This window comes from Pantoea sp. DY-15, assembly GCF_019795935.1.
Classification (GTDB): Bacteria; Pseudomonadota; Gammaproteobacteria; order Enterobacterales; family Enterobacteriaceae; genus Pantoea; species Pantoea leporis.
On the sequence record NZ_JAIMIF010000008.1, the window covers coordinates 158,188 to 183,863 of the forward strand.

General features: G+C 56.2%; 28 protein-coding genes. 18 read left to right on the top strand and 10 right to left on the bottom strand.

Annotation, left to right across the window (positions count from 1 at the left end; genetic code table 11):
• Positions 1–3: 3 nt before the first annotated feature.
• The 12 genes from pilM (at position 4) to trpS (ending at position 9,986) form a co-directional block, all read left to right on the top strand.
• Complete coding sequence (gene pilM / locus K5Y32_RS23440; protein ID WP_222186029.1) at positions 4–813, top strand: pilus assembly protein PilM; 810 nt, start codon at positions 4–6, stop codon at positions 811–813.
• Positions 813–1,355: a PilN domain-containing protein gene (locus tag K5Y32_RS23445; RefSeq protein WP_222186030.1), complete on the top strand. Its 543-nt coding sequence runs from the start codon at positions 813–815 to the stop codon at positions 1,353–1,355. Before pilM ends, K5Y32_RS23445 begins: the two co-directional genes overlap by 1 nt.
• A complete protein-coding gene (locus K5Y32_RS23450; RefSeq protein ID WP_222186031.1) occupies positions 1,348–1,842 on the top strand; it encodes a hypothetical protein in 495 nt (164 codons plus the stop codon). The genes K5Y32_RS23445 and K5Y32_RS23450 overlap by 8 nt, the downstream gene beginning before the upstream one ends.
• The gene (locus tag K5Y32_RS23455; protein ID WP_222186032.1) at positions 1,832–2,212 is read left to right on the top strand and encodes a HofP DNA utilization family protein; all 381 of its coding nucleotides are present in this window, start codon (positions 1,832–1,834) and stop codon (positions 2,210–2,212) included. Before K5Y32_RS23450 ends, K5Y32_RS23455 begins: the two co-directional genes overlap by 11 nt.
• Positions 2,154–3,413: a DNA uptake porin HofQ gene (gene hofQ / locus K5Y32_RS23460; RefSeq protein WP_222186033.1), complete on the top strand. Its 1,260-nt coding sequence runs from the start codon at positions 2,154–2,156 to the stop codon at positions 3,411–3,413. Before K5Y32_RS23455 ends, hofQ begins: the two co-directional genes overlap by 59 nt.
• Before the next feature lie 481 nt (positions 3,414–3,894).
• Positions 3,895–4,416: a shikimate kinase AroK gene (aroK, locus tag K5Y32_RS23465; RefSeq protein ID WP_008107887.1), complete on the top strand. Its 522-nt coding sequence runs from the start codon at positions 3,895–3,897 to the stop codon at positions 4,414–4,416.
• Between the two features lie 39 nt (positions 4,417–4,455).
• Positions 4,456–5,544 carry a 3-dehydroquinate synthase gene (aroB, locus tag K5Y32_RS23470; protein WP_101762667.1) on the top strand — a complete coding sequence of 363 codons (1,089 nt, stop codon included), beginning with the start codon at positions 4,456–4,458 and terminating at the stop codon, positions 5,542–5,544.
• Positions 5,545–5,608: 64 nt separating this feature from the next.
• Positions 5,609–6,646, top strand: a complete 1,038-nt coding sequence (locus K5Y32_RS23475) for an SPOR domain-containing protein (protein ID WP_222186034.1) — start codon at positions 5,609–5,611, stop codon at positions 6,644–6,646.
• 97 nt (positions 6,647–6,743) lie between these two features.
• On the top strand, positions 6,744–7,556 hold the full coding sequence (gene dam / locus K5Y32_RS23480; protein ID WP_101762665.1) for an adenine-specific DNA-methyltransferase: 813 nt from the start codon (positions 6,744–6,746) through the stop codon (positions 7,554–7,556).
• Positions 7,557–7,621: 65 nt separating this feature from the next.
• Positions 7,622–8,305 carry a ribulose-phosphate 3-epimerase gene (rpe, locus tag K5Y32_RS23485; protein ID WP_101762664.1) on the top strand — a complete coding sequence of 228 codons (684 nt, stop codon included), beginning with the start codon at positions 7,622–7,624 and terminating at the stop codon, positions 8,303–8,305.
• Positions 8,289–8,966: a phosphoglycolate phosphatase gene (locus K5Y32_RS23490; RefSeq protein ID WP_222186035.1), complete on the top strand. Its 678-nt coding sequence runs from the start codon at positions 8,289–8,291 to the stop codon at positions 8,964–8,966. The genes rpe and K5Y32_RS23490 overlap by 17 nt, the downstream gene beginning before the upstream one ends.
• Positions 8,967–8,981: 15 nt before the next feature.
• Positions 8,982–9,986: a tryptophan--tRNA ligase gene (trpS, locus tag K5Y32_RS23495; RefSeq protein WP_222186036.1), complete on the top strand. Its 1,005-nt coding sequence runs from the start codon at positions 8,982–8,984 to the stop codon at positions 9,984–9,986.
• A 48-nt stretch (positions 9,987–10,034) separates the two neighbouring features.
• Here trpS and K5Y32_RS23500 read toward each other — a convergent pair whose 3' ends face one another.
• The 5 genes from K5Y32_RS23500 to nirB form a co-directional block, all read right to left on the bottom strand.
• Positions 10,035–10,481, bottom strand: a complete 447-nt coding sequence (locus K5Y32_RS23500; protein ID WP_222186037.1) for a hypothetical protein — start codon at positions 10,479–10,481, stop codon at positions 10,035–10,037.
• Between the two features lie 75 nt (positions 10,482–10,556).
• Positions 10,557–11,921, bottom strand: coding sequence for a siroheme synthase CysG (gene cysG / locus K5Y32_RS23505; protein WP_222186038.1), 1,365 nt, complete (start codon positions 11,919–11,921; stop codon positions 10,557–10,559).
• 45 nt (positions 11,922–11,966) lie between these two features.
• Entirely contained in the window at positions 11,967–12,770 is an 804-nt protein-coding gene (gene nirC, locus K5Y32_RS23510; protein ID WP_222186039.1) for a nitrite transporter NirC, read from the bottom strand.
• A gap of 30 nt (positions 12,771–12,800) precedes the next feature.
• Positions 12,801–13,127 carry a nitrite reductase small subunit NirD gene (gene nirD, locus K5Y32_RS23515; RefSeq protein WP_222186040.1) on the bottom strand — a complete coding sequence of 109 codons (327 nt, stop codon included), beginning with the start codon at positions 13,125–13,127 and terminating at the stop codon, positions 12,801–12,803.
• A complete protein-coding gene (gene nirB / locus K5Y32_RS23520; protein ID WP_222186041.1) occupies positions 13,124–15,664 on the bottom strand; it encodes a nitrite reductase large subunit NirB in 2,541 nt (846 codons plus the stop codon). The genes nirD and nirB overlap by 4 nt, the downstream gene beginning before the upstream one ends.
• Before the next feature lie 235 nt (positions 15,665–15,899).
• Between nirB and K5Y32_RS23525 the strand changes: the two genes are divergently transcribed.
• Positions 15,900–17,183, top strand: a complete 1,284-nt coding sequence (locus K5Y32_RS23525) for a cytosine deaminase (protein WP_222186042.1) — start codon at positions 15,900–15,902, stop codon at positions 17,181–17,183.
• Between the two features lie 33 nt (positions 17,184–17,216).
• On the opposite strand, the gene tsgA is transcribed toward K5Y32_RS23525, so the two are convergent.
• Positions 17,217–18,395 carry an MFS transporter TsgA gene (tsgA, locus tag K5Y32_RS23530; protein WP_008101801.1) on the bottom strand — a complete coding sequence of 393 codons (1,179 nt, stop codon included), beginning with the start codon at positions 18,393–18,395 and terminating at the stop codon, positions 17,217–17,219.
• 261 nt (positions 18,396–18,656) lie between these two features.
• Between tsgA and ppiA the strand changes: the two genes are divergently transcribed.
• The 3 genes from ppiA (at position 18,657) to K5Y32_RS23545 (ending at position 20,090) form a co-directional block, all read left to right on the top strand.
• Positions 18,657–19,229, top strand: coding sequence for a peptidylprolyl isomerase A (gene ppiA / locus K5Y32_RS23535; protein ID WP_101762655.1), 573 nt, complete (start codon positions 18,657–18,659; stop codon positions 19,227–19,229).
• Positions 19,230–19,327: 98 nt separating this feature from the next.
• Positions 19,328–19,498 (top strand): YhfG family protein, encoded by a 171-nt coding sequence (locus tag K5Y32_RS23540; RefSeq protein WP_101762654.1) that lies wholly within the window; start codon positions 19,328–19,330, stop codon positions 19,496–19,498.
• On the top strand, positions 19,488–20,090 hold the full coding sequence (locus K5Y32_RS23545; protein ID WP_222186043.1) for a putative adenosine monophosphate-protein transferase Fic: 603 nt from the start codon (positions 19,488–19,490) through the stop codon (positions 20,088–20,090). Before K5Y32_RS23540 ends, K5Y32_RS23545 begins: the two co-directional genes overlap by 11 nt.
• On the opposite strand, the gene K5Y32_RS23550 is transcribed toward K5Y32_RS23545, so the two are convergent.
• On the bottom strand, positions 20,082–20,405 hold the full coding sequence (locus K5Y32_RS23550; protein ID WP_192236991.1) for a DNA-binding transcriptional regulator: 324 nt from the start codon (positions 20,403–20,405) through the stop codon (positions 20,082–20,084). The genes K5Y32_RS23545 and K5Y32_RS23550 overlap by 9 nt on opposite strands.
• Complete coding sequence (locus tag K5Y32_RS23555; RefSeq protein WP_192236992.1) at positions 20,389–20,760, bottom strand: type II toxin-antitoxin system RelE/ParE family toxin; 372 nt, start codon at positions 20,758–20,760, stop codon at positions 20,389–20,391. Before K5Y32_RS23555 ends, K5Y32_RS23550 begins: the two co-directional genes overlap by 17 nt.
• 149 nt (positions 20,761–20,909) lie before the next feature.
• On the opposite strand from K5Y32_RS23555, the gene K5Y32_RS23560 reads away from it, so the two are divergent.
• Together K5Y32_RS23560 and K5Y32_RS23565 are read left to right on the top strand one after the other, a co-directional pair.
• Complete coding sequence (locus tag K5Y32_RS23560) at positions 20,910–21,485, top strand: aminodeoxychorismate synthase component II (RefSeq protein ID WP_137386648.1); 576 nt, start codon at positions 20,910–20,912, stop codon at positions 21,483–21,485.
• An 87-nt stretch (positions 21,486–21,572) separates the two neighbouring features.
• Positions 21,573–22,793 carry an aspartate aminotransferase family protein gene (locus K5Y32_RS23565; RefSeq protein ID WP_222186044.1) on the top strand — a complete coding sequence of 407 codons (1,221 nt, stop codon included), beginning with the start codon at positions 21,573–21,575 and terminating at the stop codon, positions 22,791–22,793.
• Here the strand turns inward: K5Y32_RS23565 and K5Y32_RS23570 are convergent.
• The gene (locus K5Y32_RS23570; RefSeq protein ID WP_101762650.1) at positions 22,790–24,868 is read right to left on the bottom strand and encodes a YccS/YhfK family putative transporter; all 2,079 of its coding nucleotides are present in this window, start codon (positions 24,866–24,868) and stop codon (positions 22,790–22,792) included. The genes K5Y32_RS23565 and K5Y32_RS23570 overlap by 4 nt on opposite strands.
• A gap of 58 nt (positions 24,869–24,926) precedes the next feature.
• A complete protein-coding gene (gene crp, locus K5Y32_RS23575; RefSeq protein WP_003852956.1) occupies positions 24,927–25,559 on the bottom strand; it encodes a cAMP-activated global transcriptional regulator CRP in 633 nt (210 codons plus the stop codon).
• Positions 25,560–25,676: the final 117 nt, after the last annotated feature.

Consider the following 25,676-nt stretch of genomic DNA (forward strand, 5'->3'; position numbering starts at 1 on the left):
CGTATGGCTTTTCAGCGCTGGCAAATTGGACTGGATATCCAAAACGGACAACTGTGTGCCCTTGGCATCGAACGCCGACGTCATGGTTGGCAGTTGCGACACTGGTGGCAACAAACGCTGCCGCAAGATACGTTAAGAAATGGCGTGCTGCAAACCACGCCTGCGTTACTGGATATGTTAGGGCGCTGGCAGCGCCATCTGCCGAAGCGCTATTCACTGCGCGTTGGCCTGCCGCCGCAGTTGGTATTGCAACGCACTTTACCGCTGCCGGAAACCTCGCTGCGTGAACCCGCGCTGGGGCGCTATGTGGCGGCTTCCGCGCAGCGTCTGTTTCCTGTCGAGCCCGCTTCGCTGTCGCTGGATTATCGCTCACCGGCCAAGGATGCACCGCTGTACGTCACCGCGGCACGGCGCGAGGTGATTGCGCAATGGCTGACGCCGCTCAAGCAGGCAGGTCTGCGACCGGACGTGTTTGAGCTGAGTAGCCTGGCGCTGACGCAGATCGCCATGCGCCTGCCGTTACGTCACAACCACTTATTGATTCATCCGCTTAGCGATCATTGGCTATGGACGCTGGCGGGGGAAAGCACCACTTCAGGCGCGGCCACTGAACCTCTCACCCTCGCGCAGCTGCGCGAAACCTTCCCGCAGATGGAAAGCGTGTTCTGCACCTCAAGCCAGGTTTTGCCTGAGGAGCAGGTTAAACGCTGCAAGCCGTTTTCGCTGCTGCACTATCTACAACCGCCGTTGCCTGCGCAGGAAGGTATTTTTGCCATCGCGCTTGGGCTGGCGCTGCGCCCGGAGGATGTCTGATGCTGGCGGTCAATCTGCTTCCCTGGCGCATCCAGCAATCGCAGCGGCGGCGCCAGCAGAGCCTCTCGCTGCTATCGCTTACGCTGGCCTGCACCTTGCTGCTCCTCTCATTAGTGTGGTGGTTGGGCGTCATTGCACGGCAACAACAGACGGACGCGCTGATGGATATCACCTCTCTGCTCAGCGCACTGCAGCAACAGCTGGAGCAGCAGCAATCGCTGTTGAAGCTGCGTGAATCACTTCTTCAGGCGCGGCAGGAACGGCGGCAACGGCAAGATCAGCATCAGCGCTGGCAGCATTTTTGGCAGCAACTGCCGGAGTTGATGCCTGACACCTTGTGGCTGAATCGCCTCGAACGTCGGCAAGGGCAACTGGTACTGGAAGGGCAGGCGCAGAGCATGGCGGCGGTCAGTGATTTTCGTCATCAGCTCATGACTCAGCCGCTGTTCAGCAGCGTAAAGCAGGGCGGTGTGAAGCGTGAAGCGGGCGGCGACTATCGTTTTGCTTTGCATGCGCGCGTGCAGGAGGTCGCAGATGAATGAACTCCTGCAGCGCTGGCTGATGCTAACGCTACCGCTGCGCATGCTGTGGCTGCTGATGTTATCGCTGGGGCTGTTTGCGCTGACGTGGATCGTGCTGCTTCGTCCGCAGCAGCAGATGCGTGAAGTGCAAGCGCGGCAGCTGGAAAAGATGCGTCAACAGCAGCAACAGCGGCTGCAACAGCTGGCTTCACTTCCTGCGATTGAAGCCTTGCAGAGCGAGATTAGCCTGCTTCAGCAGCCGACTAAGGATGCCGGCACTCAGCAAACGCTGGAGCGAATTGTGGCGGCGCGCGGCAGTCAGCTGGAAGCCTGGCATCCGGATAGCCAGCCGAAGCAGCTGCAGTTAAGGCTCGCCTGGCCGCAATTTCTGCCGCTGTTTAGCGAACTAGCCAGCACCCGATTACCGGTGCCACAACGCTTTCAACTGCAAGCCGAGCAGGGCGTATTGAACACGCAACTGTGGCTGGAGAGTGACGATGCGGAGTAGCGCCTTGCTGTTGTTGCTCTTTAGCTCGCTGGTGCTGGCGCGCGATCCTTTCCAGCCGCTGGCAGCAACGCTGTGCCAGGCGCAGGTTGCTGCGCCAGAAGGCTGGCGCTTGCAGGGTGTTATTGGCACGGCGCCGCACTACGTGGCGTGGCTGGTGTCACCTCAAGGCAAAAGTCATCGGCTGGATGATCAAGCGCCTTTCCCCCTGCCGCCCTGGCAAGTCGTGCAGCTTACGTCGCGCATGCTGGTGTTGAGTGCAGAACAGAGCTGCACGCCACAGCAAATCTCATGGGTAATGAAAGGAGGTTTTTATGAAATGGATGACGTTACTGATGCTGCTGTGTCTGGGCATGCCGCTACGCGCCAATGACGATCGGTTGAGCCTGACGTTTGATGATGCGCCGGTTGAACGCATTTTGCAGGCGCTGGCAGATTATCAGCAGACCAACCTGCTGATTGCGCCGGGCGTTGAGGGTCGGCTATCGCTGCGCTTAGACAATGTCGGCTGGGATCGCGCGCTCGCGCTGGTGACGCAGCTGGCAAAACTCACCGTGGTGCAGGAAGAGGGCGTTTTGCTGGTCTATCCGGAAAGCTGGCAGCAGCAGCAGGCGCAACAGGAAAAGGTGGAACGTGAGGAGAAGAAGCAGCAAACGCCGCTGGAACAACAAACCGTGACGCTGCATTACGCCAGCGCCAGCGATATTTACCGCAGCCTGCAAGCCGAACGTTCGTTGATGACACCGCGCGGTAGCGTCACGGTCGATAGCCGCACCAACAGTTTGCTGCTACGCGATACGGCTGAGGCATTGCGTGACACCGAGCGCTGGTTAAAAGCGCTGGATTTGCCGCTCGAGCAGGTTGAGCTCGCGGCACATATCGTCACCATCAATGAAGAGCATCTGCGCGAGTTAGGTGTTAACTGGGGCACGTCACCGGCAGAAGTGGTAACGCAGGCGTTGCGCAACCCGCTGCTCGAGATTCCTCTTGCGGTGAGTAACCCGGCGTTTCGCGCGGGCGTGACGCTGGGCCAGGTCAGCGGCGAACTGCTCAACCTGGAACTGAGTGCGCTGGAGCAGGAGAACCAAATCGAAATCATCGCCAGTCCGCGCTTGTTTACCTCGCATCAGCAAACCGCCAGCATCAAGCAGGGCACGGAAATCCCTTATGAGGTGAAATCGGGCAACAGCGGTGCCACCGCCATTGAATTTAAGGAAGCTGTTCTGGGCATGGAAGTGACGCCGGTGGTGCTGGGAAATGGGCGCATCCAGCTCAAACTGCGGCTGAGCCAGAACTTGCCGGGACGCAGCCTTAACATTGGCGACAATCAGGTGCTGAGTATCGACAAGCAGGAGATCGAGACTCAGGTGACGCTGCGCGATGGCGAAACCTTAGCGCTGGGCGGCATTTTCCAGCAGCAGCGCACACAGAGCGAAAAACGCGTGCCCTGGCTGGGCGATATGCCGTTACTGGGGAATTTGTTCCGTCAGCAAACTGATGAGCAGAAGAAAAAGGAGCTGGTGATCTTTATTACTCCCAGACTGGTCAGGGAAGCAGCGCTTACTGCCGGATAAAGCGGAAAATTCGCTCTGTGAGGCCAACTGCGTTGACGCAGGGCTGGAATTAGCTTACAAGGTTTAGCGATTTTCAAAACGGTGTAACGGAACGCGGCAGAATAACCTTCCGAATGACGTTGGTCACAAGCGATACTGACGTCAAAAGAAATATCTCCAAAATAATTCGAGCTCCAGTAAGACGTTAAATGAGTGAATGCACTGTGCTTACATCGGTAAGCGATGACAGTGGATGACCCCGGCCAGCGTGCCTGTAGCACGAAATATAGCGGATCAGCGGAGGTGCGTTACCGTCTCGCGAACCACAGACCGGTCCTGTTAAGAGGTCGCCGGGGGCAATTTATTCGGTTGCCAAACGGCCATGAGTGTTGAGATAATTTTCCGTCTGACTCTTGTTAACGCTCATGAGGTCTCAGTTCCTGTCCCGCCAGCTATGCTGAACGCGGGGTATCATCAACGAATTCTTAGTAATACCGATAAAATGGCAGAGAAACGCAATATCTTTCTGGTTGGGCCGATGGGTGCCGGCAAAAGCACTATTGGTCGTCAGTTGGCTCAGCAACTCAATATGGAATTTTTCGATTCCGATCAGGAAATTGAGCGACGCACCGGAGCGGATGTAGGCTGGGTATTTGATGTGGAAGGCGAAGAAGGCTTCCGCGATCGTGAAGAAAAGATCATTAATGAGCTGACCGAGAAGCAAGGCATTGTCCTCGCGACCGGTGGCGGCTCAGTCAAATCCCGCGAGACCCGTAATCGTCTCTCCGCCCGCGGTGTGGTCGTATACCTTGAAACCACCATCGAAAAGCAACTTGCTCGAACCCAGCGTGATAAAAAGCGTCCGCTGTTGCAGGTTGAATCACCGCCGCGCGAAGTACTGGAAGCGCTAGCTGGTGAACGTAACCCGCTTTATGAAGAGATCGCTGATGTCACTATTCGCACTGACGATCAGAGTGCAAAAGTGGTGGCCAATCAGATCATCAACATGCTGGAAAAGAACTAATCCAGCGCCCTGAGGGCTCAGCAATAGGTATCGGTCATCATGGAGAAGATCACTGTCTCACTCGGGGATCGCAGTTACCCCATCACCATCGCTGCCGGACTGTTTAACGATCCGGCTTCTTTTTGGCCGCTCAAAGCAGGCGACAATGCCATGCTGGTGACAAACCAGACCCTGGCGCCGATCTATCTTGAACCCCTGTCAGCGCTGCTCAGCAATGCCGGCATTAAGGTAGATCAGGTAATTTTGCCTGATGGTGAGCAGTACAAAACGCTGGCGGTCATGGACGAGGTATTCACCGCGCTGCTGAAAAAGCCGCACGGTCGTGATACCACGTTGATTGCACTCGGTGGTGGCGTGATTGGTGACTTGACCGGCTTTGCTGCAGCCAGCTATCAGCGTGGCGTGCGCTTTATTCAGGTGCCGACCACGTTGTTGTCTCAGGTTGACTCCTCCGTCGGTGGAAAAACTGCGGTAAACCATCCACTCGGCAAAAACATGATTGGGGCGTTTTATCAGCCCGCGTCTGTCGTGGTGGATACTCATTGTCTGGCCACTCTGCCACCGCGCGAATTAGCGTCCGGTCTGGCGGAAGTGATCAAATACGGCATTATCCTTGATGGCGAATTCTTCCAGTGGCTAGAGCAAAACCTTGATGCTCTGCTGGCGCTGGATGAAAAAGCCCTGGCTTATTGCATCCGTCGCTGCTGCGAGCTTAAAGCTGAAGTGGTTGCAGCTGATGAGCGCGAAACCGGCGTACGTGCACTGCTCAATCTGGGCCATACTTTTGGTCATGCGATTGAAGCGCACATGGGTTACGGCAACTGGCTGCACGGCGAAGCGGTGTCGGCTGGCATGGTGATGGCCGCACGTACCGCTGAACGTTTAGGGCAGTTCACCTCGGTTGAAACCGATCGCATTATCGCGCTGCTGCTGCGTGCTGGTTTGCCTGTACATGGCCCGGCGAGCATGGCGGCGGAAGATTATTTGCCACACATGATGCGCGATAAGAAAGTGCTGGCGGGCGAGCTGCGTCTGGTGCTGCCTCTCGCTATTGGCCGCTCTGAAGTGCGTGGCGGTGTGGCACATGATATGGTGCTGGCAGCAATTAACGATTGCCAGAAACCCTGATTATTAGAAGTGATGAGTGGTGATGCGGCGTGTGGGAAGCGCGTCGTTTTACGGAGGAGGCTAAATGGATGAGTTCAAACCGGAAGACGAATTAAAACCTGACGCCAGTGACCGCCGTCCGACGCGGCCACGCAAATCGTCTTCTGCGCCGAAAGTGAAAGTACCGGTTTCCCGTCAACATATGATGATGGGCATTGGTATTTTGGTTCTGCTGTTGGTGGTGCTGGGGATTGGTTCAGCATTAACCGGCCCAGACGAGAAGAAACCCGCAACCAATACCGCAAATAATGGCGCGGCACCATCTGCCGGTGGCAGCGAAAAGAACATCGACCTTTCGGGATCGATGTCCATGAGCGGCCAGCAAAACGCCACGCCTTCTGCTGAAGGCAGCGTAGCGCAAAACACCGCGGGCACAACTGCACCAGCGGGCAGCGATGGTCAATCCATCTCGATGCCATCAGTCTCCTCGACGCCGACGCAAGCTGCGCCTGTGGATACGCCAGCTAATCAACAACGTGTCACGCTGCCGGGCGATCTCAATAGTGCGCTGAACAATCAGCAAGGTTCTGTCGATGCAGCAGCACAAGGCGCGCAGGGTAATAGCTCGCTGCCAACCGCGCCGGCCACAGTCAGCGGCAACGGTAAAGCGATCACGCCGCCAGCCATGCGTTCAGAAACCCCCGCGCGCACCAGCAACAACGGTACGCGCGAGACGCACGCGTCGACTCCGCACAAAACACCGGCCGCCACTAAACCGGCACCTGTAAAAGAGAACAACACGCGCACCACCGCAACGCGCAATCCCGCGCCTGCCAGTGCGAGCGGTGCCAGCAAATCGCTGCCATCGGGCGGAAACTACACGCTGCAGTTGAGCGGTGCGTCGAAAGAAGAGAGCCTGAACGCCTGGGCGAGAAAACAGAACCTAAGCGGTTATCACGTGTATAAAACCACGCGTAACGGCGAACCTTGGTATGTGTTGGTGAGCGGCGCTTACGCCACGCCAGCCGATGCGAAACGCGCCGTGGCATCGCTGCCAGCGGAAGTGCGTGCGGCCAATCCGTGGGTAAAACCGCTTAGCCAGGTGAAGAAAGAAAGCAAGTAATGAGATGTGGGGCCGCAAACATGCGGCCCCGTTTAAAGCGCAGAGCTGCTGTCGGTTCCACCACAGCCAATAATTAAGATGTAATAACCACGACAGCATGAAAAAAAATCGCGCTTTCCTGAAATGGGCCGGAGGGAAATACCCGCTCCTTGATGACATCCGTCGTCATTTGCCACAAGGTGATTGTCTAATCGAACCCTTTGTCGGCGCCGGTTCCGTGTTCCTCAACACCGACTATGACCGCTATCACCTGGCGGACATCAACGGTGATCTCATCAATCTGTATAACATCGTCAAAACGCGTACCGCGGCTTTCATTGAAGACGCGCGCCAGCTTTTCAACGCTGAAGGCAACACGGCAGAAACCTACTACGCGCAGCGCATCGCCTTTAATGCGAGCAAAGATGAATATCAGCGCGCGGTGCTGTTTCTGTATCTCAATCGACACGGTTATAACGGTCTGTGCCGCTACAATTTGCGCGGTGAGTTTAACGTGCCTTTTGGCCGGTATCGCAAGCCGTATTTCCCGGAAGCGGAGCTGCTCTGGTTTGCCGAACGGGCGCAAAAAGCGACCTTTGTCTGTGAATCGTACGATGTTACTCTGAACAACGCCGTTGAAGGCTCAGTGGTTTATTGCGATCCGCCGTATGCCCCGCTTTCGGCGACAGCGAATTTTACCGCTTACCACACCAACAGTTTTAGTCTGCGCGAGCAGCAGCATCTGGCTGAGTTAGCCAATAAGCTTTCGCAGCAAAATCGCATCCCGGTACTGATTTCTAACCACGATACGGTACTCACGCGTGAGTGGTATCAGAATGCGGATTTACACATAGTCAAAGCCCGGCGTTCCATCAGCCGAAGCATAAGTGGTCGCACGCAAGTCGACGAACTGCTGGCGCTTTTCCGCTAGCCTGTTTCGTCCGCGACCAAGGCATTACGCCAGCTCAGGCTGGCGCACAAAATTGGGAGAATCGGATGAAACAATTTTTACTGGCCCCATCAATTCTGGCTGCTGACTTCGCGCGTTTGGGTGAAGACACGGCCAAAGCGCTGGCGGCAGGTGGTGATGTGGTCCATTTCGATGTGATGGATAACCACTACGTTCCCAATCTGACGATGGGGCCTATGGTGCTTAAAGCGCTGCGCGATTACGGCATCACTGCACCTATTGATGTGCATCTGATGGTTAAACCTGTGGATGCATTGATCCCGGAATTCGCTAAAGCAGGCGCCACCTTCATTACTTTCCACCCGGAAGCCAGCGAGCATGTTGATCGCACGCTGCAGCTGATCAAAGAGCATGGTTGCAAAGCGGGTCTGGTGTTCAACCCTGCGACGCCGCTCCACTACCTCGATTATGTAATGGATAAGCTGGACATCATTCTGCTGATGTCGGTGAACCCAGGCTTTGGCGGTCAATCCTTCATTCCCGGTACGCTCGACAAACTGCGTCAGGCGCGTCGCCTGATTGATGAGAGTGGCTACAACATTCGTCTGGAAGTGGATGGCGGCGTGAAAATCGATAACATTGGCCAGATTGCTGCCGCCGGTGCCGATATGTTTGTTGCCGGTTCCGCGATCTTCGGCCATCCGGATTACAAAAAAGTGATCGATGAGATGCGTGGCGAACTGGAGAAAGTTAATGGCTCATTTCACTGATATCCGCGCGCTGGCGTTTGACCTCGACGGTACGCTGGTCGATAGCGCGCCGGGCCTGGCACAAGCCATCGATCATGCGCTGAGCGATCTGCAGCTGCCGCCGCCGGGTTTGGCATTGGCTTCTACCTGGATTGGTAACGGCGCTGACGTGATGATGACCCGCGCGCTGACCTGGGCGCTGGGACGCGAGCCGCATGCCGAAGAGCAACGCGATGCGCGTGCGCTGTTTGACAAATATTACGCGCAAACGGTAGAAGCGGGCAGCACGCTATTCCCGCAGGTGAAAGAGACGCTGGCGGCCTTGCAGGCGAAAGGCCTGCCGCTAGCGATCGTCACTAACAAGCCCACGCCGTTTGTGGCGCCGCTGTTGAAGTCGCTCGGGATTGCTGAGTACTTCACGCAGATTATCGGCGGTGACGACGTGATTGTGAAAAAGCCCCATCCAGCGGCCATTTTCCTCGTCCTTGGCCATTTTGGCGTGCTTCCGGGACAATTGCTGTTTGTCGGCGATTCCCGCAATGATATTCTCGCGGCCCAGGCGGCAGGCGTACCGAACATTGGTATGACATTTGGCTACAACTACGGTGAGCCGATTGCGACAAGCCAACCCGATTTAACTCTCGACTCTTTTGACGAACTTTTGCCCGCTATCGGGCTGTGATTATCAGGACATAACATGAGCAAACCCATCGTTTTCAGCGGCGCCCAGCCTTCCGGTGAACTGACCATTGGCAACTATATGGGTGCGCTGCGTCAGTGGGTGCAGATGCAGGATGATTTTCACTGCATTTACTGCATCGTCGATCTGCACGCCATTACCGTACGTCAGGATCCAACCGCGCTGCGTAAAGCCACGCTGGATACCTTAGCGCTCTATCTTGCTTGTGGCATCGACCCGGCGAAGAGCACCATCTTTGTTCAGTCGCATGTGCCAGAGCATGCGCAGCTGAGCTGGGTGCTGAACTGCTACGCCTATTTTGGCGAGCTGAGCCGCATGACGCAGTTCAAAGATAAATCCGCGCGCTACTCGGAAAACATCACCGCGGGCCTGTTTGATTATCCGGTGCTGATGGCGGCCGATATCCTGCTGTATCAAACCAATCAGGTGCCGGTTGGCGAAGATCAGAAGCAGCATCTGGAGCTGAGCCGCGATATCGCCCAGCGTTTCAATGCGCTGTACGGCGATGTGTTCAAAGTGCCTGAGCCGTTCATTCCGAAATCGGGTGCACGCGTGATGTCGCTGCTTGAGCCGACCAAAAAAATGTCCAAGTCAGACGACAACCGTAACAACGTGATTGGTCTGCTGGAAGACACCAAAGCGGTGGTGAAGAAGATCAAACGCGCGGTGACCGACTCCGCCGAGCCGCCAGTGGTGCGTTACGACGTCAAAGAGAAAGCTGGTGTGTCTAACCTGCTGGACATTCTCGCCGGTGTTACTGGCAAAAGCATTCCTGAGCTGGAGCAGCATTTCGAAGGCAAAATGTATGGTCACCTCAAAGGTGAAGTTGCCGATGCGGTTTCCGGGATGCTGACCGAGCTGCAGGAGCGCTATCATCGTTTCCGTAACGACGAAGAGTTGCTGAATCAGGTGATGCGCGATGGCGCAGCGAAAGCCCGTGCTCATGCGCAGGAAACGCTGAAGAAAGTGTATGAAGCGGTGGGTTTTGTCGCACAGCCTTAAGCGGTGTGCGGATAGAAAAAAACGGCGGGTCATTTGACCCGCCGTTTTTTATTTGATGCGATGTAACGCCAGTTCCGCGCCATCCCAGAACAGGCGTGCGTTACCGTCAGCCAGCACGCTGATCACCGCGCCCGGCGCAGGTCCCCAAGCCTGATTGCCACAACTCACATTGAAGCCGTAACGGAAGCTGAAGTCACGATCCTGACCTGCGCCATTGGCGGCGCTCAGGCGCGGTTTACCGTTGCAGTTATCGACGGAAGGATTGATGCTGCGCTCGTCAGTGCCACGCGTCCAGGTTATCGCATTCGGCTTAAACGCCACGCGCGCGCCCATAAACTGCGGGTCATTCTTGATATACAACTGACCGACTTCCTTCTTAGGCGTCACCGCCACCACCTGCCATTCACCGACCACGTTCGACCAGGTAACGGGAGCGGCGGTAGCAACCGCGCTCAGCGGCAATAACAACGCGCAAACCATTGAAGCAACGCGCATGGAAACTCCTTATTTACGAGAAAGATGGCCCATAGTCTGGCGACAAAGCGCAGCGCTGTACAGTTTTTTGCCGTGTCAGAACCAGCGTAACTGTGAACGCAGTCCCACTACGCGACCAACAATAATCAGCGCCGGACTGGCAAACTGCTGCGCCAGCGTGGCCAGATCCGCCAGCGTTGCGGTCTCGACGCGCTGCTGCGGCGTGGTGCCGTTCTGCACGATCGCCACCGGCATCGCGGCATCCATGCCGTGTTGCAACAGCTGCTGCTGGATTTCCGGCGCCTGCGCCAGCCCCATATAGAACACCAGCGTTTGCTGTTCAGCCGCCAGCTTGCGCCACTCGATTTCGCCATGCTGCTGCAAATGGCCGGTGACGAAACGCACGCTCTGCGCGTGGTCGCGATGCGTCAGCGGAATACCGCTGTAAGCAGAACAGCCCGAGGCGGCGGTGATGCCCGGTACCACGCTAAACGGGATGTTGTGCTGCGCCAGCAGTTCCAGCTCTTCACCACCGCGGCCAAAGATAAAGGGATCGCCGCCTTTTAGTCGCACCACCCGCTTGCCGCTCTGCGCCTGCTCAAGTAGAGCCTGGTTTATCTGCGATTGCGGTACGCAGTGATTGCCGGCTTGTTTGCCGACAAAGATGCGCTCCGCATCGCGGCGGACCAGATTGAGAATCGGCGCCGAGACCAGGCGGTCATACACCACCACATCGGCCTGCTGGATATGCTGCAAGCCTTTCAGCGTCAGCAGCCCCGCATCGCCCGGCCCGGCGCCTACCAGCACCACTTCGCCTTGCTGCGATAGCGGCGCATCGAACAAGGTCTCGACGATGTGCTCGGCGCGTGGCCGATCGCCATTCGCCAGAGTTTGCGCCAGACGATCGCTCACGAAGAAGCGCTCCCAGAAAGCGCGCCGCTGCGCCATGCTGTTAAAGCTACGCTTCACACGATTGCGCAACGATCCGGCCAGTGACGCTAACTCACCCAGATGTTGTGGCAGCATCGCTTCGAGTTTTTCACGCAGCAAACGCGCCAGCACCGGCGCGCGACCGCCAGACGACACGGCGATCATCAGCGGCGAACGATCAACAATCGACGGCATAATCGCGCTGGCTTCCTGCGGCGCATCCACCAGATTGCAAAAGATGCGCCGCCGCTCAGCCGCATCGCCAACCTGCTGATTCACCTCATCATCATCGGTGGCGGCAATCACCAGCCAACAATCCGCGAGCCAGCGCTCGTCAAACGCGCCGGGTAATAAGTTCAACTTTCCCTGTTGTGCCCACTGCTGAAAAGCGGGGGAGAAATCCAGCGCGCCAACCTGCAAATCGGCACCGGCGTCCAGCAGCAAACGCGCTTTGCGTTCTGCCACATCGCCACCGCCCACCAGCAAACAGCGCTTGCCTTGCAGGCGGCAAAACAGCGGAAAGTAGTCCATAGCTCATCCTGAAAAAAGCCCGCGCAAGGCGGGCTGAAAAAAGTGTTATGCCGTTTTGAGCGGCGCGGCTTGCGCTTCGGCCTGCGGGCGCTGCGCCTGCGGTGTGGCGTACCAGTAACCGAGGCCCATCAGCACCATGCCGGAGAACATATTGCCCAGCGTCACCCACAGCAAGTTGTGGCCGATGCCGCTTAGAGTGAACTCCGCATTATGCTGACCAAACCACGACAGCGCAAAGACCGTCATGTTGGCAATCGAGTGTTCGTAGCCGGAAGCGATGAACGCCAGCAAACACCACCAGATGGCGATGAACTTCGCCGTTCCTTCGGTACGCACCGCCATCCAAATCGCCAGACACACCAGCCAGTTACAGAGCGCGCCTTTAAAGAACAGCGCCATGGCGGTCTGCGTGGTTTTCGCCAGCGCCGCGCTGTGCAGCAGCGATCCGGCATTCGGCAGCAGCGGACCTGCCGCATAGTAATAAATCAGCGCGACCAATACCGAACCGGCAAGATTGCCCAGCCAGGTTTGCGGCAGCACGCACCACATCTGGCCTTGCTTGATGCTGCCGGCTTTGACGCCGATGGTCAGGAACATGGTGTGGCCGGTGAACAACTCGGAACCGGCGATGATCACCAGCGTTAAGGCGATACCGAAAGTCGCGCCCATCAGCAGCGGACGATAAGCCGGATCGACCAGATTGCCGAGCGTAAAGATCAGGATAATCGCCAGGCCAACGTAAGCGCCCGCCATCGCCGAGCTGATCCAGAAGGCCAGCGGGCTGTGCTGCGCGGTACGCACAATGCGCGCCGCGTTGGCGGCGCATTTATTCAGGGTGTCAGTAAACATAGTGACGTCTCATAGAGTGAAGGAATGCTGTCAGGTGCAGATCTCAACCTTGCCATCGCGAACGCGCACCGGATAGCTCGCCACCGAGCGCGCTTCGTCTTCCAGACACAAGCCATCGCTCAGGCGGAAGCGCTGTTTCTTCAGTGGACTCGCCACCCACAGCGCCTGCTGGTGCTCCGCAATCAGACCGCGTGACAACACGCTGGCCTGGGCGAAAGGATCGATATTGCTCAAGGCGTACAGTTGCTCATCGTCGTGCGGACGGAAGAGGGCAATCTGCTGGCCTTTGATCAGCGCACATACGCCGGTCGCAGGCAGAATTTGGCTGAGTTCACACACCGAATGCCACTGGCTCATGCGTCGATCTCCTCAATCAGAGTGACCGCAATGCGCTCGGCGGGTTGCGCCGGACGATGCTGATCGCGTTGGTTGATGTGCTGTACCAGCGGATCGCGGCGATCGCTGTTGATGAAAGTGCGGAAGTGACGCTGCTGCTGCGGATCCTGCAGCGTCGCGGTCCATTCACATTCCACTGCCGCGCGCAGACGCGCCAGCTCCGTTTCAAGCTGCGTATTCAGACCGAGTTTGTCATCAATAATCACGCTGCGTAGATAGTCAATGCCGCCTTCCATGCTTTCCAGCCACAGCGAGGTGCGCTGCAGGCGATCGCCGGTGCGGATGTAGAACATCATGAAGCGGTCGAGATAGTGCAGCAGCGTATCGCGATCAAGATCGGCAGCCAGCAAATCGGCGTGACGTGGCTTCATGCCGCCATTGCCGCACACATACAGGTTCCAGCCTTTCTCGGTGGCGATGATACCCACGTCTTTGCCCTGCGCTTCGGCGCATTCGCGCGTGCAGCCGGAGACGCCAAACTTCATCTTGTGCGGGGTACGAATGCCTTTGTAGCGATGCTCCAGCTCAATGCCGAAGCCAAGGCTGTCCCCTACGCCAAAGCGGCACCAGACGCTGCCAACGCAGGTTTTCGCCATGCGCAGCGCTTTGGCATACGCTTGTCCGGTTTCAAAACCGGCATCAATCAGCTGCGTCCAGATCGCCGGCAGATCGTCGCGCTGTGCGCCAAACAGGCCAATACGCTGCGAGCCAGTGATTTTGGTGTAGAGATTGTACTGGCGCGCCACGGCGCCAATCGCCATCAATCCTTCCGGCGTGATTTCGCCTCCGGCCGAGCGCGGGATCACCGAGTAAGTACCGTCTTTCTGAATATTGCCGAGGAACAGATCGTTGCTGTCCTGCAGCGGTGCGAGCTGTGGCTTCAGCACATATTCGTTCCAGCAGGAAGCCAGCAGTGAACCAACCGTCGGTTTACACACCTCGCAGCCGTAGCCCTGACCATATTTCGCCAGCAGCGCGTCGAACGATGTGATCTCTTCCACGCGGATCAGGTGATAAAGCTCCTGACGCGAATAGGGGAAGTGCGCACACAAATGATTGTTCACTTCGATGCCCTGAAGGCTCAATTCAGCGTTCAGCACCTGAGTAATCAACGGAATACAGCCGCCGCAGCCGGTGCCGGCGCGGGTTTCGGTTTTCAGCGCCGCGACGGTGTGGCAACCACCTTGCACCGCTTTGACGATATCGCCTTTGCTGACGTCGAAGCAGGAGCAGATTTGCGCGCTGTCCGGCAGCGCATCAGCGCCCATTACCGGTTTCTCGCCGCTGCCCGCAGGCAGGATTAGCAACGCCGGATTTTCCGGTAGCGCGATGTTATTCAGCGCCAGCTGCAGCAGATTGCCGTAATCGCTGGTGTCACCGACCAGCACCGCGCCCAGCAGCGTGCGGTTATCTTCGCTGACGATCAGGCGCTTATAGATATTTTTCTGCTCATCAAGCCACACGAAGCTGCGCGCGCCCGGCGTGCGGCCATGCGCATCACCAATGCCACCGACATCAACGCCCAGCAGTTTCAGCTTGGCGCTCATATCTGCTCCGGCAAACGCGTTGTCGCGGCCAACCAGCCGATCGCTGGCGACCTGCGCCATTTTGTAGCCCGGCGCGACTAAGCCATAAATACGGTTCTGCCAGGCGGCACACTCACCAATGGCGAAGATATCCGCATCGCTGGTCTGGCAATGATCGTCAATGGCGATACCGCCGCGCGCGCCCAGCTGCAGGCCGCACTGTTTGGCCAGCTTGTCTTGCGGGCGAATGCCGGTGGAGAAGACGATAAAATCGACATCCAGCGCGCTGCCGTCAGCAAACTCCAGCGTTTTACCGCCTTGCGCGTGATGGACGATCTGCTGGGTGTTTTTGCCGGTGTGGACGCGCACGCCCATCTGCTCGATCTTACGGCGCAGCTGCTCGCCGCCTTGCGGATCGAGCTGTTCCGCCATCAGCACCGGCGCGAACTCAATGACGTGGGTTTCGACGCCGAGGTTTTTCAGCGCGCCTGCCGCTTCCAGTCCCAACAGGCCGCCGCCAATTACCGCGCCGCGTTTGCTGCGGCGTGAACAGGCTTCAATGGCGTTGAGATCTTCAATGGTGCGATAGACATAGCAATCACTGCCTTCCGCGCCGGTAATCGGTGGAATCCACGGATAAGAGCCGGTGGCGAAAATCAGCGTGTCGTAATGCACCGCGCGACCGCTATTCGAGTGAATCAGTTTTTCATCGCGGTTAATGGTGATGGCGCGTTCGCCGAGCAGCAGCTTTACCTGATGCTTTTCGTAATACCCTTCGCGAACCAGTGAGAGTTCTTCGGCGGTGTGATGGGAAAAATAGGCGGAAAGGTGGACGCGGTCATAGGCGACGCGAGGTTCTTCACAGAAAACGGTTATCGCAAACTGATTAGATTCATCTTTATCGATAAGTTCTTCTATAAAGCGGTGGCCGACCATGCCGTTGCCAATAATAACGACACTGTGCTTGCTCATGCTTGCCTCAAAAATTGCGGTATCTGCGCTTACCTTAACGCGGCGCTTTTGGCGCTTATTGATGTACATCAAGCGCGCCCTTATATACCTATTTAGAGGTATGTAACTGATTTTGAACGAATTAGTTAAGTGACTTATTTGGTTGGTTATTGTTCAGGTCGCCATGAATGGCGACCCTACGTTTGTTTCCCCTTTTCATGCTAGCTTTAGGTTTTGTGTTTTACAGGAGTACGGCATGGCAAACCCGTCACTGAAGTGGATCAACAACCTGCGCTTAGCGGGCCAGCAAGGCTTGTGGCAGATCGAAATCGACAACGGCAAGATTACGCAGATTCGCCCGCAGCCGCCGCAAACCGCAGCACAGCCTGACGCGCTGGATGCGGAGGGCGGATTGGTGAGCGCGCCGTTTATCGAGCCGCATATTCACCTCGATACCACGCAAACCGCTGGCGAACCCGCGTGGAACCAATCCGGCACGCTGTTTGAAGGCATCGAACGCTGGGCGGAGCGCAAAGCGCTGCTGAGCCATGACGATGTGAAACAGCGCGCGCAGCAAACCCTGAAGTGGCAAATCGCCAACGGTATTCAGCATGTGCGGACTCACGTGGATGTCTCCGATCCCACGCTGACCGCGTTAACAGCGATGCTGGAAGTGAAAGCGGAAATGGCGCCGTGGATCGACATCCAGATTGTGGCGTTTCCGCAGGAAGGCATTCTCTCTTATCCGAACGGCGAAGCGTTGCTGGAAGAGGCGCTGCGCATGGGCGCGGATGTGGTAGGCGCGATTCCGCACTACGAATTCACCCGCGAATACGGCGTGGAGTCGCTGCATAAAACCTTTGCGCTGGCTAATCGCTACGATCGGCTGGTGGATGTGCACTGCGACGAGATCGACGATGAGCAGTCGCGCTTTGTGGAAACCGTGGCGGCGCTGGCGCATCGCGATGGCAACGGCGAGCGCGTCACCGCCAGCCACACCACTGCGATGCACTCCTACAACAATGCCTACACGTCGCGCTTGTTCCGTCTGCTTAAGCTCTCAAATATCAACTTTGTTGCCAATCCGCTAGTGAACATCCATCTGCAAGGGCGCTTCGATAGCTATCCGAAACGTCGCGGCATCACGCGAGTGAAAGAGCTGCTGGAAGCGAACATCAACGTCTGTTTCGGGCACGATGATGTGTTCGATCCCTGGTATCCGCTCGGCACTGCCAGCATGTTGCAGGTACTGCACATGGGATTGCATGTCTGTCAGCTGATGGGTTACGAGCAGATTGATAATGGATTGCAGCTGATTACCGCCAACAGCGCCAAAACCCTGCAGCTGACGAATTACGGTATTGAAGCAGGTAATGATGCCAGTCTGATTATCCTGCCGGCGGAGAGTGGATTTGATGCGGTGCGGCGTCAGGTGCCGGTGCGTTATTCAGTGCGTAAAGGTGTGTTGGTCGCTGCGACGCAGCCCGCCAGCAGCGAGATCTATTTAGCGGGAAAAGAAGCGGTAACCTTCAAACGTTGAAGAGCAGGGCGGACCGCGGTCCGCCCGTCAAACTTAGTGGGTGACGTGGCCATGCTGGCGATGTTTGGTCACAAAGCCGAGCAGAACACACATCACAAACACCACGGCGTACAAACCGTTAGCCGTTGAGAGCGCAGCATGTGCGCCACCTTGCGCCACGATTGGGCCGGTTACTACGAAGGTCAACATGGTGCCGACGGTGCCGCAGGTCAGGATGAAGTTCACCAGCTTCGGTGAAGAGACTTTGGTTTGCAGCGATCCCAGCGTGATGATGGTGGTGTAAATCGCGCTTGAGCTGAAGCCCAGCGTCATGATAATCCAGTGCAGCATGCTGGCGTCTTTAGAAGTGACGAACCAGTACATCAAACCGGTTGCCAGCGCGGCCAGCACCATCAGGATGCGCTGCAGATCGAAGAAGCGCAGCACGAAGCTGAACACCCACATGCCGACCATGTACGCGGTCCAGAAGTTACCCACCAGCTGACCGGCAGCGGCGATATCCATGCCCATCGATTTGGTGGCGTATTCCGGCACCCACGAGATGAAGCCGAGCTGGCCGAGGATGTAGCACAGTGCTGCAATCGACAGGAACAGCACGCCGATGCCCCATTTCTCTTTCTCAACGCCTGGCTTAGCGGCTTCGCTTTTCAGCACCGGGAACTCAATGAACAGCGTCAGCACAAAGATCGCGACATAAATGATGCCGATGCAGGCGTAAACCCAATACCACGGCAACGCGCGCGCCAGCAAGATTCCGGCGATGATCGGGAAGATGGTGCCCGCCATGCTGAAGAACGAATCGGTAAACAGCAGACGTGCGCCGCGCTGGCGGCCATCGTACAGATGGGTGATCAGGAAGGTACCGATCGACATCGTAATGCCGCTGACGACGCCGAGGATGAACATGCACAGCGAGAAGACGGTGAGATCGTGGCTGGTCATCAGACCGGCAACGGCGAGGATCATCAGCACAAAGCCAAAGATCAGCTGGCGCTTCAACGGCACAATCACCATCAGCCAGGCGTTCAGGAACACCGACACCAAAATGCCCGCATTGAGGAATGTGAAGGTGTTGCTCATTTCTGAAATAGGGCGCTGGAAATACTGCGCGATATTGTCCAGCACCATACCGGTAACGATCACCAGTGCGCCGGTGAGCGCATAGGAGAAATAGCTAATCCAGGTAAGGCCAATGCGATTACGGTTTGTCATGTTCTGAACCTGTTAAGCGCCGAAGGTGGCAAAAGTGTCATGAATTGTAAGTGTTGCTGTGATCTTAATAAACAACGAGTGTAACAAGGCGGAAATATTTCATTGAGAGTGTGATTTTCATCACGCAAATGATTGCGTGACGGCAAAAGTATGACAATAGCAACATCCGCGTAAATATCGGTAAAACGCTGGCTCTTGGATCACATGCTCTTTACAATCAATCTCGTTTTTGAGCTAGCTCTCCATGGTAAGGAATCTTTCATGCTTAAACGTACTTTTACAGCGGCGGTTGCCCTGTTAGCGCTCTCTTCCGTATCGTCTGCCGCGCTCGCCGCAAAAGGCGATCCTCATGTGCTGCTCACCACCTCTGCGGGCAATATTGAACTCGAACTGAACAACCAGAAAGCCCCGGTTTCGGTGAAAAACTTCGTTGATTACGTCAACAATGGTTTCTACAACAACACCATTTTCCACCGCGTTATTCCTGGCTTTATGATTCAGGGCGGCGGTTTCACTACCGACATGCAGCAGAAGCAAACGGTAGCGCCGATCAAGAACGAAGCCGACAACGGCTTGCGTAATCTGCGCGGCACCATTTCGATGGCGCGTACCGCAGATAAAGACAGCGCCACCAGCCAGTTCTTCCTCAACGTAGCCGATAATGCGTTCCTCGATCACGGTCAGCGTGATTTCGGCTACGCGGTATTTGGTAAAGTTGTGAAAGGCCAGGATGTGATCGACAAGATTGCGCAGGTCCCTACCAAAGATGTGGGACCGTACCAAAATGTGCCGTCAAAACCGATTGTTATCCTCTCCGCCAAAGTCCTGCCTTGATTCTGAAACGCGCCATTTTCGCATGGCGCATCATTGGCTCTCCGGCAAAGCAAAAAATTGCTGCTTATACTTAGGGCTCATTGCTTGCCGGAGGCGCTATGACTAGCAAACTCACTGAGAAACAGAAAGCCACTTTGTGGCAGCAGCGCCGTGCTGCGAGCTACCAGGCCAGCTGTCGACTGGCCGGATATACCTATAGCGAAGCGCTTATCGATGCCGAACATGCTGAGGAGCGACTCGAGTCGCTGAGGAGGCAATATGGTGGATAACAGCTTAGCGGTACGCGATCCCTATTTGTGGCATAACGACAATGTGTTGAAGAATCGCCTCGATATTCATGATGAAGCCCAACTGCGCAAAGCGGAACTGGCTTTCAGCACCGCGCGCCTGGCGACGTTAGAACTTGGCCAGCGCAGCATCGGTTTGCCACGTCTTTGCCATATTCATCGCACGCTGTTTCAGGATCTCTACAGCTGGGCGGGAGAATTGCGCACCATTGATATCTGGCGCGATGAAACGCCGTATTGTCATTGCGAATACATCGAGAAAGAGGGCAACACGCTGATGCAGGCGCTGGAGGAAGAGCGCGGCCTGGCTGACCTTGAGCAGGAAGCGTTCGTGGCGCGTATCTCACATTACTATTGTGAGATCTTCGTGCTGCATCCGTTCCGCGCCGGCAATGGCCGCGCGCAGCGCATCTTCTTCGAGCAGTTGGCACTGCATGCCGGGTATCAGCTTTCGTGGGAAACACTCGAACGTGATGCGTGGCGCGCTGCGATCTCGGCGGGCGTCGCCGGCGATCTGGCACCGCTTACCGCGCAGTTTGCGAAAGTGGTGAGCCCGGCGAAGGTTTTACAGTAACACTTCAAGCCCGTGTTTTTGCACCACGGACAATAGCTTAAGAGAGATTCCGCCGGGGCGTTTAGCCCCGGTTTCCCATTTCTGCACGGTTGACACACTGGTGTTGAGATAGCGGGCAAAAACCGGCTGACTAACATTCAAATTCTCGCGCAAGTTCTTAATCGCCTGCGCATCGAGCGCGGCGACATCGCTCAGGCAACGTTCATCAAAATCACGCATGCTCTGTTTGCTGATGGCATCTACTTCAAACAATCCGGATGCCGCGCTGTGAATGGCTGCAAAAGCCGGACTTTTAAATTTACGCGTTATGGTCATGACACATCTCCACTAACTCCCGAACGGCGAGCAGCCGATTCAGAGCCTCATTCGAAATCAGCGAGTATTGTTTTGCCAGCTCACGAAAGCCCTCAAGTTCGCTTTCACTCAGGTTGCTCTGATCCTGTTTGGCAAATAAAAAGGTATAAATCCAGTTTTTACCCCCTTTGGCCAGAATGATGGCGCGATCGCGATTTTGCTGCAGACGCTTTTTAAATACGCCACCACCCAAATCATCGGCATAACCCAGTTTTACTGCTGTAATTGCCCGACAAAGTTCTTTATCGCCAATAAGATGCCGACGGGCTTGCTTACTGAACCATTTGGTTTTGAATACTCGCGTTGTAGCTGACATAGTCACTCTCCAAAATATAGCACTGGGTGCGAGAGTAATCAGAATCTTTTTCGTCAGCTAGCGGGTATTAAGATTGAAGGTGTTAACATGGCTTTTTTGCGACCTTTCTTGCGCCAGTTGCCCGCAATGACACACTGCTACGACCTACTATGCTGCTGCTAATCGATAACTACGACTCCTTCACCTGGAATCTCTACCAATACTTCTGCGAACTGGGCGCGGATGTGCGTGTGGTGCGCAACGACGCCATTACGCTGGATGAAATGGCAGCGTTGCCGCTGACGCATCTGGTGATTTCGCCGGGCCCATGTACGCCGGATCAATCTGGCATCTCGCTCGCGGCTATTCGCCATTTTGCCGGGCGCTTGCCGATCCTCGGCGTCTGCCTTGGACATCAGGCGATTGCGCAAGCCTATGGCGCGCAGGTGGTACGCGCGCGCCAGGTGATGCATGGCAAAACCTCGCTGATTCAGCACACCAACCAAGGTGTGTTTCGTGATCTGAATAATCCGCTTACCGTGACCCGCTATCACTCATTGATTGTGGCGCGCGATACGCTGCCCGCTGAGTTTGAAGTCACCGCGTGGAGCCTGCGCGACGGCCAGCCGGATGAGATCATGGGTTTCCGCCATCGCAGCTTGCCGCTGGAAGGCGTGCAGTTCCATCCGGAAAGCATCCTCAGTGAGCAAGGGCATCAGCTGCTGGCTAATTTCCTCAACGCGTAACTTATGTTTGCCTTCGTGTGATTTTTTATGCATATTTTGTGATTATAATTTCACATCAGCTCAACAAATAACCCGATGAGGTCGTCAATGGCAGCGGAAAAACTAGGGGTAACCCGGGAAACGTTCGATAACGTAATTTTGCCTGTTTATGCACCTGCGCAGTTTGTGCCGGTAAAAGGCAAAGGCAGCCGAGTGTGGGATCAGCAGGGCAAAGAGTATATCGATTTCTCTGGCGGTATCGCGGTGACTGCATTGGGCCATTGTCATCCGGCGCTGGTGGAAACGCTGAAAACCCAGGGCGAAACGCTATGGCATACCAGCAACGTGTTCACCAACGAACCGGCGCTGCGTCTGGCGAGTAAACTGATTGCCGCGACCTTTGCCGATCGGGTGTTTTTCGGTAATTCCGGCGCGGAAGCCAATGAAGCGGCATTCAAGCTGGCGCGTTATTACGCCTGCAAAAAACACAGCCCGTTCAAAAGTAAAATCATCGCCTTCCATAACGCCTTCCACGGTCGCACGCTGTTCACCGTGTCGGTGGGTGGCCAGCCGAAATATTCTGATGGCTTCGGTCCAAAACCGGCGGATATCGTACATGTGCCGTTCAACGATCTCGATGCGGTGAAAGCGGTGATTGACGACCATACCTGCGCCATCGTGGTCGAGCCGATTCAGGGCGAAGGGGGCGTGATGCCGGCTACGCCAGAATTTATGCAAGGCCTGCGCGCCCTCTGTGATGAACATCATGCGCTGCTGGTGCTGGATGAAGTGCAGAGCGGCATGGGACGCAGCGGCAAACTCTTTGCGTATGAACATTACGGTATCAAGCCCGATATCCTCACCACCGCCAAAGCGCTGGGCGGCGGTTTCCCGGTGAGTGCGATGTTGACCACCAACGAAATCGCCTCAGTAATGGCGCCGGGCGTGCATGGCACCACTTACGGCGGCAATCCGCTGGCGTGTGCTATCGCTGAAACCGCGCTGGATATTATCAACACGCCAGAAGTGCTGGAAGGTGTGGAAGCGCGTCGTCAGCAGTTTGTTGAAGCGCTGCAAGCCATCGACAGCAAATTCGCTATCTTCAGCGAGATTCGCGGCAAAGGTCTGTTGATTGGTGCCGCGCTGAAGCCGCAGTTCGCCAGCAAAGCGCGTGACATCCTCAACGCTTCCGCCGCGGAAGGGCTGATGATTCTCACCGCCGGTACTGACGTGATCCGTTTTGTGCCGTCGCTGGTGATTGAACCGACCGATATCGCCGAAGGCATGACGCGTTTCGCCAGCGCGATTGAGAAGGTGCTGGCCGCTTAATCCGCTTTCGGACGTAACACCTTGAGCCAGCGGCCATGATGCGGTCGCTGGCTCCACGCCAGCGAAGAGATGGTGTGCATTACGCTGAGGTGCTGCAAGATCCGCTTCACATGCTGTTCGACAATCGTCACCGGCCCTTCATTAAGATTCTCCGGCGCTTCCAGAATATTGCTGTCGTTGCCCGGACCGTCATACGCCAGCCGCTGCTGACAACGCTGCAGCGCGATTTCACAGGATTGCAGATAACCTTCTGCCAGCTTCGATGTCAGCATGGTGTGCTCGCGCGCCAGAATCGTCATGGCATTAATATGCTCGACGATGAACTGACTGTGCGTAACCCACATGCGCATATCTTTCAGATATTGCAGGTTAAAGCCCGGCTCGCTCGATGCCTGGTTCAATGAGTTGAACAGCGCGTTGTGCGCCTGATTAACCTTTATGCGCTGATAAGCCAGTTTATCGGGCGACTGTTCCGGCCCCAGCAGCAGTTGCAGCGCCTCCTGATAGGCTTCCAGCGCATCGTGCGCGTTCTTGCGCAGCAGCCCGCTTTGCCACTGCGGCCACAGCCAAATCATCCCGGCGAAGGCAATTAAACAGCCCATCAAGGTATCCATCATGCGCGGCAGCAGAAACTGTGCGCCGTTCAGCGACAGCAATTGCAGCGAATACACCGCCGTGACGGTAAAGCCAATCATCGACCAGCCATAATATTTCCGCGTGATCAGATAGCTCGCCAGCGTAATCCCCAGCATAAACAGCAGCGTGATCGATTCCGGCACCGCCAGCTGCAGCGACGCGGCGGCGATCAGCAATCCGGCGAAAGTACCCAGCGCACGGTGCTGAATACGCACGCGCGTGGCGTTGTAACCGTTCTGGCTGACGAACATGATGGTCATCAGAATCCAGTAAGGTTTGGGGATGTTAAAGAACAGCGCCAGCGAGCTGCCAAACATCAGCATCACAGCGAAGCGGGCTGCGGTGCGTAACGCGGTGGATTTGAATGACAGATAACTGCGCAGCGCCGGCAACAGCGGCAAACGACGCTGGCGATCGGCCATTAGGTCACGCGTGTAGAGCGGCTTCTGCGTACGCAACACGCGGGCGATGCGACTGAAGTGATACAGGCAGAAGTTGCCGACCGGATTATCCGGATGCTGGCGTGCAATTTTCTCCAGCGCGCCGAGCTGTTTCTCCATGTGAAAACGATCCGGCAGCTGATGGTAGAGAATCGCATCCGCCAGCACGCGCAGCCGCGCCGAGATAATTTTGGCGTTCCAGCGAATCACCGCTTCGGCGTGGCTCTCCTCAACCAGCTTCTGCACCTCTTCGGGCTGATGCAAACTCACGGAGATGTGTTCCTGTAAATCCAGCGCAACCTGGAAAGCGCGCGTCAGGCGTTTGTGGCTGTTATCGCGGCTGGCCGACAGCATATGCATTTGCTGATAGCAGGTGGTGATGAGATCGACCGCCTTTTGCTGGCGCGCCAGCAGCGGCGGCAGCGCTTTCTCCGGATCGGTCAGCTGCGTCAGTAAGGTGTATTTGGCATCGCAGTAATCCGCCAGCTCGCGGAACAGCAGGCTGAGCGATTCGCGCATCGGCTGCTCTTTCCACAGCCAGAACCAGAACCAGTTGAACAAGCCGTACCACAGCGTGCCGCCAATATAGAGCAGCGGCGGCACCCACATCGGCATGCGTCCCACTAAGCTGAGCGTAAAGATGGCGGCGATGAGTGTGGCGGGCAGCAGGCGCGCGTGCAGCGGGCCGATTTCGCCGGTTACGCCAATCAGCAGCGGCAGCGCCAGCAAAATCAGCGGCAGCGGAATCTGGTAAGCGGTGAGGATTTGCATCAGGAAACTGCCGGTGGCAAACAGCGAACCACCCACAATCAGGCGTTTGAAGAAGCGTTTGTGCGGCGTATCCAGTCCCGCCATGTTGCAGCAGGCCGGCACTAACGAGAACAGCAGACCTTTTTGCAGATCGCCAAACAGCCAACCGAGAGCCACAGGCAGGCACAGCACCAGCGTTTGCCGCAGCGCATAGTTAACTTCGGGATGATAGATGATTCGGCGCCACATCAGCTCATCGCAAATAGAAACGGCGCGATGTTGCCATCACGCCGTGGGTGAGAAGAAATTAGCGGGTGCCGTAAACGACGATGGTTTTACCGTGTGCGGAGATCAGGTTCTGATCTTCCAGCATTTTCAGGATACGACCCACGGTTTCGCGTGAGCAGCCCACGATCTGACCAATCTCCTGACGGGTGATTTTGATTTGCATCCCGTCTGGGTGAGTCATCGCATCTGGCTGTTTGGCCAGATTTAGCAGCGTTTGCGCAATACGTCCGGTGACATCGAGGAAGGCAAGGTTGCCCACTTTCTCAGATGTCACTTGCAGACGACGCGCCATTTGCGACGAAAGTCGCATTAAAATATCCGGGTTTACCTGAATCAGCTGACGGAATTTTTTGTATGAAATTTCAGCCACTTCGCAGGCAGACTTCGCACGCACCCAAGCACTACGTTCCTGGCCTTCTTCGAAAAGACCGAGTTCGCCGATGAAATCCCCCTGATTGAGGTAGGAGAGAATCATCTCTTTGCCTTCTTCATCTTTAATCAGTACCGCTACGGAACCTTTTACGATGTAGTACAGCGTTTCCGCTTTCTCACCCTGATGGATGAGCGTGCTTTTGGATGGATATTTGTGAATATGGCAATGGGACAGGAACCATTCGAGTGTAGGGTCTGTTTGCGGTTTGCCGAGAACCATTCGCTATTATCCTCTGTTGTAATCGTGCCCAAAACACAGGGGGCATTTTTTCCCTGTCAGGCGGTTTAATCGTCGAGCGTTTCCAGTAAAGGAAAAATTATTCCGGGTGGACTCTTA

Bases quoted from the DNA above. Each gene is read 5' to 3' on its own strand.
- pilM (WP_222186029.1), top strand. From the start codon at position 4: ATGGCTTTTCAGCGCTGGCAAATTGGACTGGATATCCAAAACGGACAA.
- K5Y32_RS23445 (WP_222186030.1), top strand. From the start codon at position 813: ATGCTGGCGGTCAATCTGCTTCCCTGGCGCATCCAGCAATCGCAGCGG.
- K5Y32_RS23450 (WP_222186031.1), top strand. From the start codon at position 1,348: ATGAATGAACTCCTGCAGCGCTGGCTGATGCTAACGCTACCGCTGCGC.
- K5Y32_RS23455 (WP_222186032.1), top strand. From the start codon at position 1,832: ATGCGGAGTAGCGCCTTGCTGTTGTTGCTCTTTAGCTCGCTGGTGCTG.
- hofQ (WP_222186033.1), top strand. From the start codon at position 2,154: ATGAAATGGATGACGTTACTGATGCTGCTGTGTCTGGGCATGCCGCTA.
- aroK (WP_008107887.1), top strand. From the start codon at position 3,895: ATGGCAGAGAAACGCAATATCTTTCTGGTTGGGCCGATGGGTGCCGGC.
- aroB (WP_101762667.1), top strand. From the start codon at position 4,456: ATGGAGAAGATCACTGTCTCACTCGGGGATCGCAGTTACCCCATCACC.
- K5Y32_RS23475 (WP_222186034.1), top strand. From the start codon at position 5,609: ATGGATGAGTTCAAACCGGAAGACGAATTAAAACCTGACGCCAGTGAC.
- dam (WP_101762665.1), top strand. From the start codon at position 6,744: ATGAAAAAAAATCGCGCTTTCCTGAAATGGGCCGGAGGGAAATACCCG.
- rpe (WP_101762664.1), top strand. From the start codon at position 7,622: ATGAAACAATTTTTACTGGCCCCATCAATTCTGGCTGCTGACTTCGCG.
- K5Y32_RS23490 (WP_222186035.1), top strand. From the start codon at position 8,289: ATGGCTCATTTCACTGATATCCGCGCGCTGGCGTTTGACCTCGACGGT.
- trpS (WP_222186036.1), top strand. From the start codon at position 8,982: ATGAGCAAACCCATCGTTTTCAGCGGCGCCCAGCCTTCCGGTGAACTG.
- K5Y32_RS23500 (WP_222186037.1), bottom strand. From the start codon at position 10,481: ATGCGCGTTGCTTCAATGGTTTGCGCGTTGTTATTGCCGCTGAGCGCG.
- cysG (WP_222186038.1), bottom strand. From the start codon at position 11,921: ATGGACTACTTTCCGCTGTTTTGCCGCCTGCAAGGCAAGCGCTGTTTG.
- nirC (WP_222186039.1), bottom strand. From the start codon at position 12,770: ATGTTTACTGACACCCTGAATAAATGCGCCGCCAACGCGGCGCGCATT.
- nirD (WP_222186040.1), bottom strand. From the start codon at position 13,127: ATGAGCCAGTGGCATTCGGTGTGTGAACTCAGCCAAATTCTGCCTGCG.
- nirB (WP_222186041.1), bottom strand. From the start codon at position 15,664: ATGAGCAAGCACAGTGTCGTTATTATTGGCAACGGCATGGTCGGCCAC.
- K5Y32_RS23525 (WP_222186042.1), top strand. From the start codon at position 15,900: ATGGCAAACCCGTCACTGAAGTGGATCAACAACCTGCGCTTAGCGGGC.
- tsgA (WP_008101801.1), bottom strand. From the start codon at position 18,395: ATGACAAACCGTAATCGCATTGGCCTTACCTGGATTAGCTATTTCTCC.
- ppiA (WP_101762655.1), top strand. From the start codon at position 18,657: ATGCTTAAACGTACTTTTACAGCGGCGGTTGCCCTGTTAGCGCTCTCT.
- K5Y32_RS23540 (WP_101762654.1), top strand. From the start codon at position 19,328: ATGACTAGCAAACTCACTGAGAAACAGAAAGCCACTTTGTGGCAGCAG.
- K5Y32_RS23545 (WP_222186043.1), top strand. From the start codon at position 19,488: ATGGTGGATAACAGCTTAGCGGTACGCGATCCCTATTTGTGGCATAAC.
- K5Y32_RS23550 (WP_192236991.1), bottom strand. From the start codon at position 20,405: ATGACCATAACGCGTAAATTTAAAAGTCCGGCTTTTGCAGCCATTCAC.
- K5Y32_RS23555 (WP_192236992.1), bottom strand. From the start codon at position 20,760: ATGTCAGCTACAACGCGAGTATTCAAAACCAAATGGTTCAGTAAGCAA.
- K5Y32_RS23560 (WP_137386648.1), top strand. From the start codon at position 20,910: ATGCTGCTGCTAATCGATAACTACGACTCCTTCACCTGGAATCTCTAC.
- K5Y32_RS23565 (WP_222186044.1), top strand. From the start codon at position 21,573: ATGGCAGCGGAAAAACTAGGGGTAACCCGGGAAACGTTCGATAACGTA.
- K5Y32_RS23570 (WP_101762650.1), bottom strand. From the start codon at position 24,868: ATGTGGCGCCGAATCATCTATCATCCCGAAGTTAACTATGCGCTGCGG.
- crp (WP_003852956.1), bottom strand. From the start codon at position 25,559: ATGGTTCTCGGCAAACCGCAAACAGACCCTACACTCGAATGGTTCCTG.